Annotated in this window: 17 protein-coding genes; 5 read left to right on the top strand and 12 right to left on the bottom strand. The window is 66.9% G+C overall.

Translation table 11 applies throughout. The annotated features are described in order from the left end of the window. The first annotated feature begins 26 nt into the window (after nt 1-26). Nucleotides 27-794 carry a WecB/TagA/CpsF family glycosyltransferase gene (locus AC1DXS_RS22540; protein WP_477739684.1) on the top strand — a complete coding sequence of 256 codons (768 nt, stop codon included), beginning with the start codon at nt 27-29 and terminating at the stop codon, nt 792-794. Here AC1DXS_RS22540 and AC1DXS_RS22535 read toward each other — a convergent pair. The 12 genes from AC1DXS_RS22535 to AC1DXS_RS22480 all read right to left on the bottom strand — a co-directional run bounded on the left by AC1DXS_RS22535 (nt 781) and on the right by AC1DXS_RS22480 (nt 15,330). After that, entirely contained in the window at nt 781-1,425 is a 645-nt protein-coding gene (locus tag AC1DXS_RS22535; protein ID WP_477739683.1) for a serine O-acetyltransferase, read from the bottom strand. The two genes, AC1DXS_RS22540 and AC1DXS_RS22535, sit on opposite strands and share 14 nt — an antisense overlap. Further along, on the bottom strand, nt 1,413-2,420 hold the full coding sequence (locus tag AC1DXS_RS22530) for an NAD-dependent epimerase/dehydratase family protein (protein WP_477739682.1): 1,008 nt from the start codon (nt 2,418-2,420) through the stop codon (nt 1,413-1,415). Before AC1DXS_RS22530 ends, AC1DXS_RS22535 begins: the two co-directional genes overlap by 13 nt. Further along, nucleotides 2,417-4,108: an FAD-dependent oxidoreductase gene (locus AC1DXS_RS22525; protein ID WP_477739681.1), complete on the bottom strand. Its 1,692-nt coding sequence runs from the start codon at nt 4,106-4,108 to the stop codon at nt 2,417-2,419. Before AC1DXS_RS22525 ends, AC1DXS_RS22530 begins: the two co-directional genes overlap by 4 nt. Beyond that, nucleotides 4,105-5,289, bottom strand: coding sequence for a glycosyltransferase family 4 protein (locus tag AC1DXS_RS22520; RefSeq protein ID WP_477739680.1), 1,185 nt, complete (start codon nt 5,287-5,289; stop codon nt 4,105-4,107). The genes AC1DXS_RS22525 and AC1DXS_RS22520 overlap by 4 nt, the downstream gene beginning before the upstream one ends. Continuing rightward, entirely contained in the window at nt 5,279-6,400 is a 1,122-nt protein-coding gene (locus AC1DXS_RS22515; RefSeq protein WP_477739679.1) for an acyltransferase family protein, read from the bottom strand. The genes AC1DXS_RS22520 and AC1DXS_RS22515 overlap by 11 nt, the downstream gene beginning before the upstream one ends. Continuing rightward, on the bottom strand, nt 6,397-7,545 hold the full coding sequence (locus AC1DXS_RS22510; RefSeq protein WP_477739678.1) for a glycosyltransferase family 2 protein: 1,149 nt from the start codon (nt 7,543-7,545) through the stop codon (nt 6,397-6,399). Before AC1DXS_RS22510 ends, AC1DXS_RS22515 begins: the two co-directional genes overlap by 4 nt. 2 nt (nt 7,546-7,547) lie before the next feature. After that, nucleotides 7,548-8,525, bottom strand: coding sequence for a glycosyltransferase family 2 protein (locus AC1DXS_RS22505; RefSeq protein WP_477739677.1), 978 nt, complete (start codon nt 8,523-8,525; stop codon nt 7,548-7,550). 4 nt (nt 8,526-8,529) lie between these two features. Next, nucleotides 8,530-10,044, bottom strand: coding sequence for an O-antigen ligase family protein (locus AC1DXS_RS22500; protein WP_477739676.1), 1,515 nt, complete (start codon nt 10,042-10,044; stop codon nt 8,530-8,532). Between the two features lie 18 nt (nt 10,045-10,062). Further along, entirely contained in the window at nt 10,063-11,589 is a 1,527-nt protein-coding gene (locus tag AC1DXS_RS22495; RefSeq protein WP_477739675.1) for a lipopolysaccharide biosynthesis protein, read from the bottom strand. Between the two features lie 2 nt (nt 11,590-11,591). Continuing rightward, on the bottom strand, nt 11,592-11,924 hold the full coding sequence (locus AC1DXS_RS22490) for a hypothetical protein (protein ID WP_477739674.1): 333 nt from the start codon (nt 11,922-11,924) through the stop codon (nt 11,592-11,594). 158 nt (nt 11,925-12,082) lie between these two features. Further along, a complete protein-coding gene (gene galE, locus AC1DXS_RS22485; protein ID WP_477739673.1) occupies nt 12,083-13,198 on the bottom strand; it encodes a UDP-glucose 4-epimerase GalE in 1,116 nt (371 codons plus the stop codon). Between the two features lie 446 nt (nt 13,199-13,644). Next, the gene (locus AC1DXS_RS22480; protein ID WP_477739672.1) at nt 13,645-15,330 is read right to left on the bottom strand and encodes an electron transfer flavoprotein-ubiquinone oxidoreductase; all 1,686 of its coding nucleotides are present in this window, start codon (nt 15,328-15,330) and stop codon (nt 13,645-13,647) included. A gap of 125 nt (nt 15,331-15,455) precedes the next feature. Between AC1DXS_RS22480 and AC1DXS_RS22475 the strand changes: the two genes are divergently transcribed. The 4 genes from AC1DXS_RS22475 to AC1DXS_RS22460 are packed head-to-tail and all read left to right on the top strand — an operon-like array spanning nt 15,456 to nt 18,282. Next, nucleotides 15,456-16,238 (top strand): SDR family oxidoreductase, encoded by a 783-nt coding sequence (locus AC1DXS_RS22475; RefSeq protein WP_477739671.1) that lies wholly within the window; start codon nt 15,456-15,458, stop codon nt 16,236-16,238. Between the two features lie 55 nt (nt 16,239-16,293). Beyond that, nucleotides 16,294-16,944 carry a LysE family translocator gene (locus AC1DXS_RS22470; protein ID WP_477739670.1) on the top strand — a complete coding sequence of 217 codons (651 nt, stop codon included), beginning with the start codon at nt 16,294-16,296 and terminating at the stop codon, nt 16,942-16,944. A gap of 3 nt (nt 16,945-16,947) precedes the next feature. Continuing rightward, a complete protein-coding gene (locus AC1DXS_RS22465) occupies nt 16,948-17,850 on the top strand; it encodes a DMT family transporter (protein WP_477739669.1) in 903 nt (300 codons plus the stop codon). 12 nt (nt 17,851-17,862) lie between these two features. Further along, nucleotides 17,863-18,282, top strand: coding sequence for an acyl-CoA thioesterase (locus tag AC1DXS_RS22460; RefSeq protein ID WP_477739668.1), 420 nt, complete (start codon nt 17,863-17,865; stop codon nt 18,280-18,282). Nucleotides 18,283-18,320 lie beyond the last annotated feature (38 nt).

Below are 18,320 nucleotides of genomic sequence, written 5' to 3'. Positions count from 1 at the left end.
CCGCTTCCCAAAAAGCGGAGAAGCCCATGCTGAATCCCGCCGCTGAAATTGCGCCCGACTGGCGCCGGCGCTGGTCCTTGTTGCTCGACAAAATCGAGCGCGTGCAAAGCGATGCGCAAGGCCAGGCCTTGCTGGTCGAGTTGAGCACGCCCCGCGCACCGACGGTGCTGGCTTTTGCCAACGCGCACGCGATGAATTCCATGGCGGTGTCGGCGCCTTTCTTTGAAGCCATGCATTCGGCCGACAGGGTGCTCAGGGACGGCTCCGGCATGGCCACGCTGTTCAAGATGCTGCGCATGGAGCCCGGCCTCAACCTCAACGGCACCGACCTGATCCCCCGCTTGATACGCGCTTTCGACGGCCGCGGCATCGCGCTGTTCGGCACGCGAGAACCTTTCCTCGAGAAAGCCGCTCAGCGCGTGCGCGAAGAACTTGCGCCGCACAGCACGCTCATACAGGCCAACGGCTTTCTGGATGCGGGGACGTATTCCCTGCTCGCGGCAACGCACCGACCGGCGCTGATCGTGCTCGGTATGGGTATGCCGCGCCAGGAGGAAATCGCCGCGCAGCTGCGCGCCGTACTGAATTTTCCGTGCCTGATCGTCTGCGGTGGCGCCATCATCGACTTCCTGGGCGGCAAGACGCCGCGCGCGCCGATGTGGATGCGAAAAGCCGGAGTGGAGTGGTTGTTCCGCCTTGCGCTGGAGCCGCGCCGGCTGTTTCAGCGCTATGTGATCGGCAACCCGGTGTTTCTGACGCGGGCGTTGCGGCTGGCGTCTCTCAACCGGCGTTGATGCCCGCATCGGCGGCGGTTGCCGCCGAATGGGCGGTATCGGCCACAGAAATGTCTTCCTCGCTGTACCGGTTCTGCACATCGGGCGTGCAGTCGCGCCGGACGATCTGCCCGGGGTTACCCAGCACCACGCAGTAGGGCGGTACGTCTTCAAAGACATAGGCGCCGCCGGCAATGCGGCTGCCTTTGCCCACGGTGACGCCGCCCACGATGATGGCGTGCGGCCCAATCCAGACTTCATCTTCGATCACCGGGTACAGCGTGTGCCGGCGGCCCTGAGCGTCAATGTGGTCGCGCTGGCCCAGGGTGACGCCGTGGAACAGCGTCACGTTGCGGCCTATGCGCGCGCCGGCGTTGACGACGATGCCGCGGCCGTGCGTGAGCGCCAGCCCGGGCGCGATGTCGGTGCGCCAGGGAATCTCAATGCCCGCCATCTGGCTCACCATGCGGTAGAGCAAGCGCGCCGGCGGCACGGCCAGCCAGCGCCAACTGGAGGGAAGCTGCTGCGCGGCCTGGCACAGGCGCAGGCAGGCCAGCACACGAAAAGCCGGGTCCAGCAACGCGCCCTTGAACGCGAGCCCGGAGTCGGTGTATCCGAATTTGCGGTGGGTGTCGGCTTTCAGGGCGTGCATATCATTTTGTCCAGGGTAGGGTGAGCGGCGCCGGCGGGCGCGTTGAACCACGAAGCGGAATCACGCAGGCCTTCGGCATAGGGTGTCCACTGCATGCCGAGCCGGCCGGTGGCCGCGTGGGTGTCCAGGTGTATGTGCTGCGACCACAGGCCCAGCAGGCCGGGCGGCAGGGCATCGGGCAGCTTGATGTCGTGGTTGCCCAGCCGCTTCAGGGCCCGCTCGGCGATCTTCAGCGGCGGGCCCAGCAGCCAGGCATCCAGCTTGAGCCGGCGCCCGCCCAGGCGGCGCACGGGTGTGGCCTTGATCGCCAGGGCCAGGTCCACGAAGTACTCGTTCCATCGCGGGCTGTCGGGCGCCGCCAGGTTGAACACCGGTATCTTGCCCGGGGCCGTGGGCAGCCGCAGCGCCAGCAGCAGGGCCTGGCAGACGTCGTCGACATGGACCAGGTTGGCCCAACCGTCGCCCGCGATGCCGAGGTCGCCCAGGCGGCCGGCCTGCAGCCAGCGGCCTATGCGGCCTACCCACAGCTGGCTGCCGGGGCCGTATACGCAGCCCGGCCGCAGCATCACCGCCTCGCCGCCGTGCCGCACGAAGTCGTGCATGGCGGCCTCGGCCTCGCATTTGGCCTGGCCGTACCAGCCTAGGTCAGGACTCAGAGGGGCATCTTCGCGCACGGTACCCTCGGCAGAGCCGTAAACCGACATGGTGCTCAGGTGGACGATGCGCGGGCAATCGGCCTGCAGCGCGGCCTGCACCAGCGCACGCGCGCCGTCGGCGATCGATGCCGCATCACCCGCCACACAGTTGACCACCGCGTCAAAACCTTTCAGGGCCTGCGCCAGCTGGCGCGGGTCGCGGCTGTCGACTTCCAGCCAGCTCGCGGTGTTTTTCATGCGCCGGGAGGCGCCCGTGGCCGCGGCCCAGGGCGTGGCCTGCAGCATCTCCAGCAGGCGTGCGCCGATGTGGCCGGAAGCACCCAGTACCAGGACTTTCATGCGGCCTCCTTCATCTGCAGCGGTGCGCGCTCGGCGCGCAGCTGGCGCGACAGGAAGTCACCCAGCCGCAGCGACAGTGCGATCAGCGTCAGCGTGGGGTTGGCCTGGCTGGAGGTCGGGAAGGCCGCACTGCCGGCCACAAACAGGTTGCGCACCGAATGCACGCGGCAGTCAGCGTCGACCACGCTGCTGCGCGGGTCGGTGCCCATGCGCGCGGTGCCGATGTGGTGGCCGCCGTAGGCGCCGAAGCGCATCACGTCTTCTTCCAGGGTGTGGCGGTTGTAGTCGAATCGGGCCTTGCCGCTGCGCTCGAACTCCTCGGCCATCACGTCCAGGCTGGCGCCCAGAGAATCGATGTCGGCGCGGCTGTAGCGCCAGTCGACCTTCAGGCGCGGCATGCCCAGCGCGTCGACGGCATCAAGCAGTGTGACGCGGCTGTGGGCCTGCGGAATCTGCTCGCCGTGCACTTCCAGGCTGAAGCGGTTGCTGCGGTTGCGCAGGATCACCGAGGGGAATTTGCGGTCCGCCAGGGTGCGCTTGGTGAGCCAGTGCGCGAGAAAGCCGGTGGTGTCCAGCGGGTCGGAGAGGACGTTGAACAGGTGGCGTGCATACACACCGGCGGTCGGCGGCGCGCCGTCCTTCAGGCGCTTGCTGTATTCATAGCTGATCAGCTTGCGCGCCAGGAACAGGCCCGACAGCACGCCGCTGCGGTGCGAAGGATCGGTGATGCGCGGAAAGTGCAGGCGCGCCACCGCGTTGGCCAGGCCCAGGCGCCGCTGCTCGCCGGCGGCGACCGAGAGGCGGCGCCGGCAGTAAATGCCTTCGGGTGAAATTTCATAGCCGTGGCGCACGTCGCTGGTGGGGCCGTGCACGGTGAGCGTGCCGACATTGCCGGCGATATGGCACATGTAATAGCGGCCCACCACGTCATGCGCATTGCCCACGCCTTGCGGCGCCACGTCGCGCGAGGCCAGCAGCAGCCGCGCGGTCTCCAGGCCGCCCATGGCCAGCACCGTGTTGCGCGCGGCAACGGTGAATTGCGTGCCGGCCAGCGTGCGCACCTCGACCTCGCGCAGCGCCTGGCCGTCGCCCTGCAGCCGCAGCGCGGTGCAGTTGGCGCCCAGCAGCACGTCCAGCGTGGGGGCCAGCGCCAGCCGCCTGGCGTAGCGGCTGCCGAAATGGGTGGGGCAGGAAAAGCGCTCCAGCCCGTTGCTCAGAACACGTTCGCTGTCGAAACCGGCGATCAGCGGCCCCGTCCCCGGCTCCAGGGCGTCAGCCGCGTCGTAGAGAAAGCGCCCAGCCTCCGCCAGGGCGTTGGCGCGCGGATACCAGGGCAGCAGGTCCTCATACGAAATCGGCCAGCCGCTGTGCGGAATGTGGGCGCGGGTTTCAAAATCAATCGGGTCGAAAGGCATGCAGCGCCCGCCCCAGATGGCCGAGGAGCCGCCCAGCCGTCGCTGCCGGTATTTGCCGGGCGGGCTGTGCAGTTGCTCGTCGGCGACCTCGCCTTCATACAGGTCTTGTGTGGGCGCATGCGCCTGCAGCCGGCCCGACTCGAGCAACAGCACGGCGTGTCCCTGGTCGCTCAGTGAGAGTGCCAGCGCGATGCCGGCCGGGCCGCCGCCGACCACGCAAACATCGGCTTCCAGCCGGCTGCCGTTGGGAATGCTGTCGGCGTCCCGGATCATGCTTTGCCGTCCTGTGAAACCGCTGCGGCACGCAGCGGGCGCCCGGCCACGCCGAAGTCGCGCTGGTGGATATGCGCCACGCTGCCGAAGAAGTGCGCGATGGAAAACTGTTGTTCGTACAGCGCCCGGCCGTTGCGTTCCAGCGCGGCGCGCAATTCGCCGTCCTGCAACACACGCTGCAGGCCGGCGGCGATGCCGGCCACATCACCGGGCTGCACAAAGCAGGCATTGACGCCGTCGCTGAGCACCGAGGGAATTTCGCCGACGGGGCTGCACACCACCGCGACGCCGTTGGCCAGCGCCTCCAGGATCACCAGCGGCAGGCCCTCGTCGTAAGAAGGCAGGACCAGCACGTCGGTGCGCGCCATCATCCTGGCTGCCTGCTGCTGGTCCGACCACCCGGCAAAACGCACAAAACCGCTGATGCCCAGCGCCCTGGATTTGGTTTCGTAGGCATGCACGTCGCCGCCACCGGCCAGGGTTACTTCAAGGTGGGCGGTGTCAAAGCCGGGCAGGGCCAGCGCCTGCAGCAGGTCGGAAACGCCTTTGCGCTCCGACAGGTTGCCCAGGAACAGCACACGCTGCACGGCCGAATCGCCGGCGACGCGGCGCGCATGGGTGGGTTCGGGCACGCCGTTGATGACGATGTCCACGCGCTGGGGCGCCACGCCCAGCTCTTCAATGACAAAGCGCCGCGCGGCCGAGCCCAGCACCACACAGCTGGCCGGCAGCGAGAACACCCAGCGCGTCAGCGCCTGCAGCGGACGCGACAGCGAATGGTAAAAGTGGTGCAGCTGCGCCGCATGCAGGTGCAGCACCACCGGCACGCCGAGCGCGCGGCAGGCGGTGATGATGGCGCCCTTGCGAAACAGGCTCAGCCGTTCGGCCATGTTGACGTGCACGCCGGCCAGCCGGCCGCTGAGCCTGCCGCGCGCGATGCGCGCCAGCGCCGTGGCCAGCACCCAGAAGGAATACAGGGCGTTGGCGCCGCCGCGCGTGTCAAGCGGCCGGAGCTCGGCCGCGTTGGCGGATGCGATGGCCGCCGAAGAGGCCTGGGCCTGGATCAGGTAGTCGGCCACCTTGAACATGCCGCCGCCCATGGGCGTCCAGGGGCAGGCAATGTAGATATAGCGGCCTTCGCGTTCTCGGATGGCGCTGCGCGGCAGCGATTCACTTCGCATGGAGATTACTTTCCGGGATAGGGGTAGAGGCAGAAGAGGCGGCGGGGACAGGAATGTCGGGGCGCCTGGTCGCGCCGAACAGCGCGCGTTTGAAGAAGCCGGTCATGGGCCGTTCCAGCCACACATAGGAGAGGCCGCCCGCCACCACCACCGCCACGCCCACGGCCAACACGATGGCCAGGCTGTCCTGCGCGCCCAGGCGCTTGAGCGCCTGCACGCCGGCCGGTACCACAAAGGTGTGCGACAGGTAAATCGAATACGAGGCATCACCCAGGAAGGAGAGGCGGCCCGCCAGCGGCGCGCGCACGGTCCAGGGTTCCATCCATACGGCGCCCAGTACGATGAGCGCGGCGCCGGCGCCCCAGGTGGCGAAACGGTCGGCCGAATGGCCCCAGTCAGGGGCGAACATGTAGACAGCGCCCGCCGCCATCACCACCAGGCCCGCCAGCGGCCCGGGGCGGCGGAAATGCAAAAAAGCGTGGGCGATGCAGACGCCGAGGATGAATTCGAAGACGATGGTCTGCGCATAAAAATTCAGCACGACCGAATCCGGCAGCAGGTAACCCGCCGCGAACACCAGCCCGAAGGCCGCCAGGCAAAACCGTATGCGCGGTGCACCGAGGGCGATGGCCGCGGCGAATATCGCATAAAACAGCATCTCGAAATTCAGCGTCCAGCCGACCGGCAGCGTGGGCTGCACCAGGCCCCAGGGGCTCACAGCGGGAATGAAAAGCAGCGAGGCCGCAAGATGGCCGGGCTCCACCGAGGAGCGCGCGGCCAGGGCCGGCATGGCCAGCAGCAGGGCCACCTTGAGCAGGGTGTAGAACCAGTAGAGCGGCGCGATCCTGAGCAGGCGGCGGCGCATGAAAACCCAGGCGGCACCGGGTTGCGAGGGGCCGGCCGGTATCGAGGCCGTGGACATGGCCATCACGAAGCCGCTGATCACAAAAAAGATGTCCACCCCGGCCGAACCCGCGCCCCAGTAGTGGCTGGGACCGGTGCCGCTGATGTGCATGGAAATCGCCTGCGTGATGTGCATCACCACGACCAGCATGGCCGCGGCAAAGCGCAGCACCTGCACGCCGCTGAATTGCCGTGTCTCGACCTTCAATGGATGGCCTCCTGCGCCGGCTCTTTGAGCACCCTGCTGGCGATGGCTTCGCGCGCAGGGCGTTGGGGCCGCAGCAGGCCGCGCAGCAGGCCGGCGGCATTGAAGCACCAGGACACCACGGCATACAGCGCCTTGGCGGCGGAGCGCTTGCGCCAGGTCATCAAGAGCACAGGCGCGCCGGCGATGGCGCAGAACAGGGCCAGGCGCCAGGGGGCCGTCATCGGCCACAGCGTGACGCTGGCCAGCACCGCCCACCAGCCCAGCACCGCGATGTAAAGGCGCAGTTCGCGCAGGCCCCGCAGCGCCAGGGGCAGGCGGGGCTGGCCAACCGCGGCGCGAACCAGCTCGCCCAGGCCGCAGATGTAGTGTGTGCGCCAGCGCCGCATCAGCAGGCGGTAGGGCGGCGCGTCGTGGCCCCAATGGTTGGCCGCGTCGACGGGCAGGCGCCACAAGCGCCAGCCCAGCGCGCGCAGCCGTATCGCCAGGTCGAACTCTTCGTAGCTGTGCAGGTTGCGGTCTGAAAAATAACCGGCCGCCTCGATGGCGCTGCGGCGGTAAAGGCCGCCGCCGTCCAGCCTGTCGACATGGCCCGGCTGCAGGTGCGGCGATGCGCGTTCCCCGCGGGACATGTACTCGAGGCTTTCGGTGTTTTGCTCCACCACGCGGCCGCCCACGCCGGCCACATCGGCATGCGTGTCCAGGAAGGCCAGGGCCTGTTCAAGGAATCCTTCGCGCATCTGCATGTCGCCGTCGAGGATGTAGACGAACTCGCCGCGCGAGTGCTGGTAGCCCAGCTGCGGGCCCGCGCCGCAGCAGCGCTCTTCGGGGTTGGCCAGCTGGACGATGCGTATCGGGTAGGCGCTGGCGAGCTCCACCGTGCGGTCGCTCGAATACGAGTCCGCGAGGATCACCTCGCCGCCCACGGCGGCCACCGCGCGCAGCGCGCTTTCCACGGTGGCCTCTATGCGCCGCTCTTCATTGAGCGCCTTGATGACGACCGAGACACGGCAACGCGGCGCGGCGGTGTGGGCTGAGGGTGCGCGTGCCTGCTGCGATGCAGGCGGCGTCTGCGCCGTTCGCAGCGTTGGCAGCGTTTGCGGCGCCTGGGGTGGGAGGGGTGTCTTGCCAAACGGTATCGGGTTCATTCTTATCCTGCTTCAACGGGGCTGGCGGCGCGTGCCGGCACGGTGCGGCGCACGCGCCAGTGCTGCCAGTTCCTGACCAGCGAGCCCGGCATGAAAAGCGCCATGGCCGCCGTCAGCCACCAGCGTTTGCTGCCGGCCGCGCGGCGCGCCTTCAGCAGCCAGGTCCAGCCTTCACGGCGGCTGCCGGCGCCCAGCGCCTGGCGCGCCAGCGTGAGCCTGTACTGGGCCACCAGCCACAGCGCGGAGCCGCGCCGAGCGGACGGCATGGCGCCCGACAGCGCGCGCGCTTCCATGCGCTCCAGGAATGGCGGCATGGCCAGCGGCGCATGCCCGCTGCTGAGGCTGCCTTCAACGGCGAGCCGGTAAGCCATGAGCGGCGAATGGACCAGTGCGACCGGCGCCTGCTCGGCCAGGCGAAACCACAGGTCCAGGTCCTCGCCGTGCGACTCGCCGGGCGGAAAGCAGGGCTGCATGCGCAGCAGCCGTGAACGCCGCACCGAGACGGCGCTGGTGCACAGCGTGGGCGAGGCCATCCAGCGCCGCGGCAGGTCGGCGATCAGTTCGATGTCGGGAGAACGCGGCATCTCGGGCCAGCGCGGCGGCCACATGTCCTGGGTGTCGGGCACCGGCAGGTAGTCGGCGGCCACGGTGTCGGCTTCGGGGTAGTTGGCCTGCACGCGTGCCAGCGTCGCGAGGTAGTCCGGGTGGTGCCAGTCGTCGGCGTCGAGAAAAGCCACCCACTCGCCGCGCGCCAGCGCGATGCCGTGGTTGCGCGCGGCGGAGACGCCGGCATTGGCCTGGCGCACCAGGCGCACCCGGGCGTCGGTGAAAAAGCTGACGAGTTCGGCGCCGCCGTCGGTCGAGCCGTCGTCGACCACGATGACTTCGTAGTCGGTGTAGCTCTGCGCCAGCACCGACGCGAGGGTGTCGCTGATGTAGGGCGCCTTGTTGTAAAGCGGAATGATGATGGAAAATTTCATGGGCTTAGGAGCGCAGCCGCGCGGTGGCCAGGGAAGGATGGGGGTCTCCGGGCGCTGCGGAATTTCTGGCGAAGGCGGAAGCGGGAGCGGCACGGGGCATTGGCGGCGTCCTCGCCACCTTGCGCCGGCGTTCCCGGACTTCACGGCCGGCGGCGGCCAGGGCCATCAGCAGCAGGACGTGGGCGATGAGTTCGGGGCCGTAGCCGAAAAGCAGCAAGGGAACTTCACTGATGGCGCGCAGCGCCAGCGCCACGAACAGCGCCAGCGTGAGCCCGCCGCTGGCGCGGGCATAGCGGATGGAAAGCACCAGCAGCACCAGCGAATACAGCACCAGCGCCGCCGCACCCACGGTGCCCGAGCGCGACAGCGTGTCCATGAACTGGTTGTGCGCGTGGGTCGCGTTGGGCATGCCGATGGCCTCGCGAAAGCTCGCATCCCATAGCGTCGGCCCGTAGCCGAACACCGGGTTGCGCTGCCATTCGTCGTAGGCGATGGCCCAGATCTGGTCGCGCCCCGTCATGGAGGCGAGCTGCGCGCCCTGGGCACTGTCAAAGAAGCTGCTCAGGCGCGCGTCGATGTCGCCGAACATCAGCAGGGCGGCCAGGCCGGCGACGGCGGCCATGAAAGCCAGCAGCGCGACGATGCCGAACTCGGGCCGCACAGGGTCGCCCACGCGGCGCATGAAGCCTGGGCCTTGCCGCACGAGCAAAATGCAGGCGGAGCACAGCACAAATGAAATCCACGCCGTTTTGGACTGCGCAAGGAAGAGAACGCCCAGCCCCATGGCCCAGGCCAGGCGGTTGAGCCACACCCGCTGCAGGGGGCGCGCGAGCAGGCACAGCAGGCCCAGTTGCGCCAGCATGCCCAGCGACACCGCGTGAGGGGCCAGACCCGCCAGCCGCGGCACGCCCGGCAGCAGGCCCTGGGTGTAGGAGGCATCCAGCACCAGGCTGGGCTTGAAGGGAATCAGCAGCAAGCCGGCGGCAAGGAACACCAGCAGGGCGTTGCGCGCGGCGCCAAACGCCAGGTCACGCTCGGTGGCGGTGGCCAGCACGGCCGCAAAACCAATCACCAGCGGGTACACATAGTCATGCGAGACCTGCGGGTGGGCGCCCAGCAGGGCCGGCGCGGCCACGGTGCACACCCAGAACGTGAGGAAGGCCACCAGCAGCGCGGAAGGCGCCTGCGCGGCCTTGTCGCGGCGTATCAGGTGCGTGATCAGGCGTTCACCGGCCAGGGTGAGCAAGAGCAGCGAAGCCAGCGGCTGCAGCAGCGAGACCAGCGGGTGGCGCACGATCACGGCCACCTCGTCGAACTTCATGTTGCTGCTGGAAAGGTCGCGGCCGGAAAGCAGATTGGCCAGCGCCACCATCAGCAACATGGCGTAGAAGATGAAGTGCATGTAGCCGTGTGCGCGGCGCGAGGTCACATGGACCGCGCCGGCCATGCCCAGTGCCGCCATCAGCGCCGCCAGGATGGCGCCGGCGACGAGTACTGAAATCACGATGGGCTGGTCCATGGGGAATGGTTTCCTCGGTCAGGGGCGCTGCTCGCCCAGCGCGGCGGGCAGGGCGCCGGCGGTTTGGGCCGCGGGGCGGCGCAGGAAGCCGGCCAGGCGGGGCACAAAGCGAATCACCATGTCGGAGGCGTCGGGGCCCAGCAGTTGCGGCCGCAGCAGCAGCAACAGCGCGGGCAGTGCAGCGGCGGCCAGGCTTGCCGCCGCCAGCGAGAGCAGGGGCATGTCGAACTTCGCCACCAGGTGTTGCGCCCCGAGTGCGCCGGCAATGCACAGCGCGCTCAGCAACAGGCCGCGCAAGGCGTCCGGCAGCAAGGCCGTGGCGCGCAGGTCCAGCGCGCGGAAAGCCGCCGTGGCGACGACAAGCGCGCGCAGCACCAGCAACCCGCCTGCGACGGCCGCGGCAACATGGATGCCCTGGCCGGCCAGCAGGTAAAAGCCCAGCGCGCCCAGGGCGACCAGCGGCAGCTGCAGCATGAACTCGTAGTGCTTGCGGCCCGTGTTCCATAGCACCGGTGTCGAGAGGCCCCAGATGACATAGGCCGGCATGCACAGGAACAGCGTTCCCAGCACCCAGGCCGCGTCGCTCCAGGCCGGCCCGTAGAGCACGCGCACGATGTCGCGCGAGACAAAAGCCAGCGTCACGAAGGCCGGCAGGCCCAGTACCACGATGGTGGCCAGCATCTGCAGGTAGGCGCGACCAAGGCGGGGCGTGTCGCTTTGCAGGCGCGCGCCCGCCGCCAGGAAGGCCGGCTGCAGCGCGCCCAGCAGCAAGGTGTTGGGCATGGTGGCCAGGTTGTAGGCCACGTTGTAAAGGCCCAGGGCCTGCGCGTTGAGCAGGCGGCCTATCAGCACGCGGTCCAGGTTGTTGAGCACCCAGTTGACGATGTTGGTGAAGAAGACCGTGTGCCCGGTGCCTACGGCGGCGCGCGCATCGGCATACCAGAGCAGGGGGCGCACCGCGTGCGGCTTGAGCGCGTAGCTGGCCGCCAGTTGCACGGCCACCTGGACCAGCCAGGCCGCGACCAGCGAGGCCTCGCCGCGTCCCATCAGCGCCATCGGCAGGCCCACCGCGATATAGCCGGCCGCGTAGCTGCCCACCTGCACCAGGCCCACTGCGCGGAAATTGAGGTCGCGCTGCAGCAGGTAAGTAGCAGGCTGGGCGGCAGCGCTTAGCAGGCAGGCCAGCGACAGCCATTCAATGACGGCCTGCGCGCGCGGTTCGCGGAAATAGGCGGCCAGCAAAGGCGCCAGCAGGTAGAGGGCCAGCGTGGTCGCAAGGCCCACAATGATCTGCCAGGTCCAGGCAAAGCGCACGTCTTCGTCGCTCAGGTTCTCGCGCTGCAACAGGCTCCAGCTGAAACCGAAGCCGGACACAAAGGTGGCAAAGGTCAGCACCACCATGCCGATGGCGAAGATACCGAAGATCTCCGGGCCCAGCGTGCGCGCCAGGACGACCTGGGCCATCAGCTGCAGCGCGAAGCGGGCGACAGTGGACGCCGCGCTCCATTTGACCGCCGCGACACCGGGCCGGCCGAGTCCGCTCATACTCAGGGCCTTCCCGCCTTGTAGCGCCGCACGGCGATCACGGCCATCAACACCAGTGTCGCCAGCAGCATGCCGTAGGAGCGCCAGCCGGATTCGCCCGCGCCGCTTTCATCGTCGGCCGCGAAAGCCTGCGGCGGATTCGGGCGTATGTCGGGGCTGTAGACCGCGCGCACCTTGACGCTGTCGGCACCGGCCTGCAGTTTCATGGGTGTGCTTTTTGCGGCACTTGCCTTGGTAACCAAGGGCTGCGGCGGTGGCTGGTCGGAGGAGTCGGAGTAGGCCGATGCGGAAGCCATCCAGGCGGCCAGCACGGCGGTCATTAGAGCTTTGAACATTGAATTTCCTCTCTGTCAAAAGCAGAAAATTGGCAGAGGATGAGTGTGTTGTGCAGTGCAGCAATCGGCAATAGTCCGAACGGCCCATGGCCTGGTTTGTGCTGGTGAAAGCAGATGTGTCTTGTCCTCATTCGGTGCGGGTTGTGTGTCAAGACGAATCAGGCGCTGACCACCGGTCGAAGGGGGCCGTTCGGACTATTGCGCGCAGTCGCCGGCGCATGCATGGTTTTCTCGGCCGGTGCTTCCGTCCGGTAGCCATCGGGGTTGCGCTGCTGCCAGTGCCAGGAATCGCGGCACATGTCGTCGATGCTGCGGGTGGCGCGCCAGCCCAGGACGCTGCGGGCCAGCGACACGTCGGCGAAGTACTGCGCCACGTCGCCCGCGCGCCGCGGTGCGAATTCGAATGGGATGGGCCGGCCGCTGGCGCGCTCGAAGGCGCGCACCACACCCAGCACGCTGGTGCCCTGGCCGGTGCCCAGGTTGAGGGTGAAGCTCTCGCCTCCCGCCAGCAGCGATTGCACCGCGGCCACGTGGCCGGCGGCCAGGTCGGACACATGGAGGTAGTCGCGCACACCGGTGCCGTCGGGGGTGGGGTAGTCGCTGCCGAAAACCTGCAGCCGCGCGCGCTTGCCCACAGCCACCTGGGTCACAAAAGGCATCAGGTTGTTGGGAATGCCGTTGGGGTCTTCGCCGATCAGGCCGCTGGGGTGTGCGCCCACAGGGTTGAAATAGCGCAACACGCCGGTGCGCCACGAGGGGTCTGATGCGCGCAGCGATGCCAGGATGTCTTCGCACATGCGCTTGCTGTGGGCATAGGGGCTCTCGGGCGCGCAGGGAAAGGTTTCATCAATCGGCACCGTGGCCGGGTCGCCGTACACCGTGGCGCTAGAAGAAAACACCACGGAGCGGCAAGCAGGTGTTGCAGCCATCGCTTCGAGCAGGCTCACGAGACCGCTCACATTGTTGCGGTAGTACATGAGAGGCTGCTGCACGCTTTCACCGACGGCCTTGAATCCGGCGAAGTGCACGGCGGCCACGCAGCGGTGGCGCCGCAGCACCTCGGCCACCCAGGCGGTGTCCAGTACATCGCCTCTTTCGCAGGGCACGCGCCGGCCTGTCAGTTGCTCCAGCCGCTCCAGCACGGCAGGGTGGCTGTTCGAGAAATCATCAAGGATGACCGGCTGCAAGCCGGCCTCGACCAGGGCCACGAAAGTGTGGCTTCCGATATAACCGGCGCCGCCGGTCAGCAGCACGCTGGGGGTGTTTTGTGTCATTGGATTCATGGATAGGAAAGCTGCCGGGCAGCGGTTTGATGTGCCAAACAACGCATAGCAAGGGGCGCGGCAAACGCTGTGACGGCGCGGCCACGCCTCTTTGCTTGAGACGGCTTCAGTGTCTTTGTGGCGAGGGTAGAAAGCGTGTCAGCGTAAGCCGCGAGCGTGCGTGGGATGGCGTGACGAGGCCCTAAAGCGTGTCGATTCGTTCAGTAAGAACTTGTGAGTGAAACGCGAAAAACGCCTGCCGGCGTGGGTGTGCTTCGCGCATGCGCGGCGAGTGCCGGCTTGCCGCGCCGGACAAAAAGTCACAAAGCTTGCCAAGGCTTGCGCCGTGTATGTGTGGCGCGCTTGCGACTGAATGGCGAAGGCCGCATGCACGATGCGGTGCGGCCATAAAAAAAGCCCGGAAGCATCCGGGCTTTTTGTGAGAGGGTGTGCGGCGCTTACATGCCCGCGTAGTTGGGCCCGCCGCCGCCTTCAGGCGTGACCCAGACGATGTTTTGCGTCGGGTCCTTGATGTCGCAGGTCTTGCAGTGCACGCAGTTCTGCGCGTTGATCTGCAGGCGGTCGCTGTTGTCGGGGTTCTTCACGAACTCATAGACACCGGCGGGGCAGTAGCGGCTTTCCGGGCCGGCGTACTTGGCCAGGTTGATATTGACCGGCACGCTCGCATCCTTGAGCGTCAGGTGTGCGGGCTGGTGCTCTTCGTGGTTGGTGTTGGAGACGAACACCGAGCTCAGGCGGTCGAAGGTGATCTTGTTGTCGGGCTTGGGGTACACGATGGGCGTGCACTCGGCCGCAGGCTTGAGCTTGGCGTAGTCGGGAATGCTGTTGTGGATGGTCCAGGGTGGCGACTTGAAGCCCAGCTTGGGCAGCAGCCAGTGCTCGATGCCGGTCATGAAGGCGCCGACGTAGAGGCCCTTCTTGAACCAGGACTTGAAGTTGCGCGACTGGTTCAGCTCCGCTGCCAGCCAGCTCTTGGCATAGGCCTCGGGGTAGGCGGCCAGCTCGTCGTGCTGGCGGCCCGCGGTGACGGCGTCATAGGCGGCCTCGGCGGCCAGCATGCCGCTCTTGATGGCTGCGTGGCTGCCCTTGATGCGGGCGGCATTGAGGTAGCCGGCTTCGCAGCCGATCAGCGCGCCGCCCGGGAACACGGTCTTGGGCAGGCTCAAAGCGCCGCCCGCGGTGATGGCGCGCGCGCCGTAGCTCAGGCGTTTGCCGCCTTCAAGATACTGTTTGATGCTGGGGTGCGTCTTCCAGCGCTGCATTTCTTCAAACGGGCTCAAGTAGGGGTTGCTGTAATCGAGGCCGGTGACCATGCCCAGCGTGACCTTGTTGTCTTCCAGGTGGTACATAAAGCCGCCGCCGTAGGTCTGGCTGTCCATGGGCCAGCCGGCGGTGTGGATCACCAGGCCCGGCTTGTGTTTGGCCGGGTCGATTTCCCAGAGTTCCTTCACGCCGAGCGCATAGCCCTGCGGGTCGCGGCCTTCGTCGAGCTTGAAGCGGTTGATGAGCTGGCGGCCCAGGTGGCCGCGCGCACCTTCGGCGAACACGGTGTATTTGCCGTGCAGTTCCATACCGAGCTGGAAGTTGTCGGTGGGCTGGCCGTCCTTGCCGATGCCGAGGTTGCCGGTGGCCACGCCCTTGACGGAGCCGTCTTCGTTGTACAGAACTTCAGCCGCTGCAAAGCCCGGGAAGATTTCAACGCCCAGGCCCTCGGCCTGCTGCGCCAGCCAGCGCACCACATTGCCCAGGCTGATGACGTAGTTGCCTTCGTTGTGGAAGCAGTCGGGCACAAAGAAGCCCGGTGTCTTGACCGCGCTTTTCTCGCTGAGGAACAGCACCTCGTCGGCGGTGACGGGCTGGTTCAGTGGCGCGCCCTGGGCTTTCCAGTCGGGCAGCAGTTCGGTCAATGCTTTCGGGTCCATCACCGCGCCCGAGAGAATGTGTGCGCCGGGCTCGGAGCCTTTTTCGAGCACCACGACGGAGATGTCCTTGCCTTTTTCGGCCGCGAGTTGCTTCAGGCGAATCGCGGTGGACAGGCCGCCGGGGCCGCCGCCCACCACGACCACGTCGTATTCCATCGCCTCACGGGGGCCGAACTGGGCCAGAATTTCTTGGGTATTCATCGGGGACTCGCTGATAATGATTTTTCAGGAAGGATTGTCGGTCTCGCGTTGGATTTTATGTCGCGAATGCAATGATGCGAACGGTCGTTCTCTTTTGTGCGGTTTAAATCAGAGAGGAGCCTCTAATGGCTTACAGCATTGACCTGACGGGGCGTGTCGCCCTCGTGACCGGCGCCTCGGGCGGCTTGGGTGCGCAGTTCGCCGCCACATTGAGCCGTGCCGGCGCGGCCGTGGTGCTGGCCAGCCGCAGGCTGGACAAGCTCAAGGACCTGCGCGCACAGATCGAAGCAGCCGGCGGCGATGCACATGTCGTCGAACTCGACGTGACCGACCACGCGAGCATCAAGGCCGGCGTGGCCCATGCCGAAACTGAAGTCGGCCCCATCGACATCCTGGTCAACAACTCAGGCGTGAGCACAACGCAGCGCCTTCAGGACGTGGGCGAAGAAGACTACGATTTCATTTTCAACACCAACGTCAAGGGCGCCTTCTTCGTGGCGCAGGAAGTCGGCAAGCGCATGCTGGCCCGCGCGCGAGGCGCGGCGCCCGGCACTTTCGCCGGCGCGCGCATCATCAACATCGCCTCCATGGCGGGGCTGCGCGTGCTGCCGCAGATCGGCGTGTACTGCATGAGCAAGGCTGCCGTGGTGCAGATGACCAAAGCCATGGCATTGGAGTGGGGCAAGTTCGGCATCAACGTCAACGCGATCTGCCCCGGCTATATTGACACCGAGATCAACCACCACCACTGGGAAACCGAGCAGGGCAAAAAGCTGGTGCAGATGCTGCCGCGCAAACGCGTCGGCAAGCCGCAGGACCTGGATGCGCTGCTGGTGATGCTGGCCAGCGGCGAGAGCCATTTTGTCAACGGTGCGGTTATTGCGGCGGATGACGGCTTCGGCGTCTGAACCGGTCCACAACATCAATCAATTCATCAATCAATTCGCGCAGAGAGAGAACAACATGCTGGATTCCGTAGTGCCTTACCTCGGCCCCATAGGCCTGATCTTCCTGGCCCTGCTCGCGGGCGTGGTCAGCCCCGGTCCGAGTTTTGTGCAGGTCGCGCGCATCGCGGTGTCGCGCTCGCGCGCCGACGGTCTGGCCGCCGCGCTGGGCATGGGCCTGGGTGCGCTGGTGTTCGCCGCGCTGGCGCTGGCTGGGCTGCAGGCGCTGTTGGCCGCCTTGCCCGGCGTCTATACGGCGCTCAAGATTGTGGGCGGCCTGTACCTGATGTGGATCGCCTTCAACATCTGGCGTGGTGCGCGTCAGCCGCTGGATATGGGCGTACAGGACAAGGGCGCTGCGCGCCGCACGGTGCTGCAATCGTTTCGCCAGGGCCTGGTCACGCAGCTGAGCAATCCCAAGATCGTGGTGGTTTACAGCAGCGTGTTCGCGGCACTGCTGCCCGCGCAGTTCCCCCTGCCCGCCGCCATCCTGGTGCTGGCCGGCGTGCTGGTGATGGAAACCGGCTGGTATGCCGTGGTGGCGGTGGTGCTGTCTTCGTCCGTGCCACGCGCCGCTTACTTGCGCAGCAAGGCCGTGGTAGATCGCACGGCCGCCGGCGCGATGGGCTTGCTCGGCTTGCGATTGGTCGCGACCGCGCACACGGCCTGATTGATGCTGACCGGCATTCTGGCCGGGCTCGCGGCGGGCGCGCTGTGGGGCCTGGTGTTTGTGGCGCCGCGCATGCTCGAAATGGGCGCGGGCGGCTATTCCTCGATTGACCTCACGGCCGGGCGCTTTGCGGTCTACGGCCTGATGGCCGCGGGGGTCATGCTGGTGGGGCTGCGCAGCCGGCGCCTTCCCACCTGGCGGCAGGCATGGGCCGCGCTGCTGATGAGCGTGCTGGGTTTCAGTGGTTATTACCTGCTGCTGGTGCTGGCTATACGCGATGCGGGCACTGAAGTGCCTTCGCTGGTCATAGGCACCATCCCGATATGGGTCATGTTGCTGGGCAAGCCGCAGGGCCTGCGCTGGGCTGCGCTGCTGCCGGGGCTGGCGCTCACGCTGGCCGGGCTGGTGCTCATGATGGGCTCCACGCATGAGGCCGGGCAGGGCGAGGCTGCGCATTTCTGGCGCGGCATGTTATTTGTGGCGGGCTCGTTGGTGTGCTGGACGGTGTTTGCCATCCTCAACTCCGCCTGGCTCAAGCGCCACCCTGAAGTCAATGCCACCGACTGGGCCAACTGGCTGGGTGTGGCCACGGGCCTGGGCGCGCTGCTGATGTGGCTGGCCGCGGGATCCGATGCCGGCATGCTGGCCGCGCGCGGGGACCGCTGGACCTTTGTGCTGCTGTGCGTGGTGGCCGGTGTGGGCTCGACCTGGCTGGCGACCATCCTGTGGAACATGGCCAGCCAGCGGCTCAGCGCCAGCCTGTGCGGGCAGCTCATCGTCAGCGAGACGATTTTTGCGCTGCTGTATTCCTTTGCCTGGGACGGCCGCTGGCCCACCCTGGTGCAACTTGTCGCCTGCGTGCTGTTCACGCTGGGCATTCTTGCCTCCATCAGGGCGCATCGTTAGGCGGGTATTGCCATGAAGATCGAAATCCCCGAGAAGAAAAAGCTGGTCCATGAAATGCGCATTCCAATCCGTTGGGGCGACATGGATGCCATGGGCCACCTCAACAACGGCAGCTACTTTCGCTACCTCGAAACCGTACGCATTGAGTGGATGTATGCAATCGGTTGCCGGCCCGATCCGCGAGGTGAAGGGCCGGTCATCGTCAACGCGTTTTGCAATTTCTACAAGCAGCTCGAATACCCGGGCGACGTGCTGATGAAGATGTATGTCAGCGACCCCGGCCGCAGCACGTTTGAAAGCTGGGCCACCATGGAGCGGACCGACGCGCCGGGCGTGATTTATGCGGCGGGTGGCGCCACCACGATCTGGGTGGATTTTCCGGCGCAGAAGTCACGGCCGCTGCCGGACTGGATGCGCAAGATCGTTGAATAAGTGCAGCCAAGAAAATTCTTACTCCCTCTCCCTCTGGG

It is taken from the genome of Polaromonas sp. P3_B1, assembly GCF_056402935.1.
Note: the sequence above shows the minus strand (reverse complement) of the source record. Positions and strands in the feature narration are given on the sequence as shown.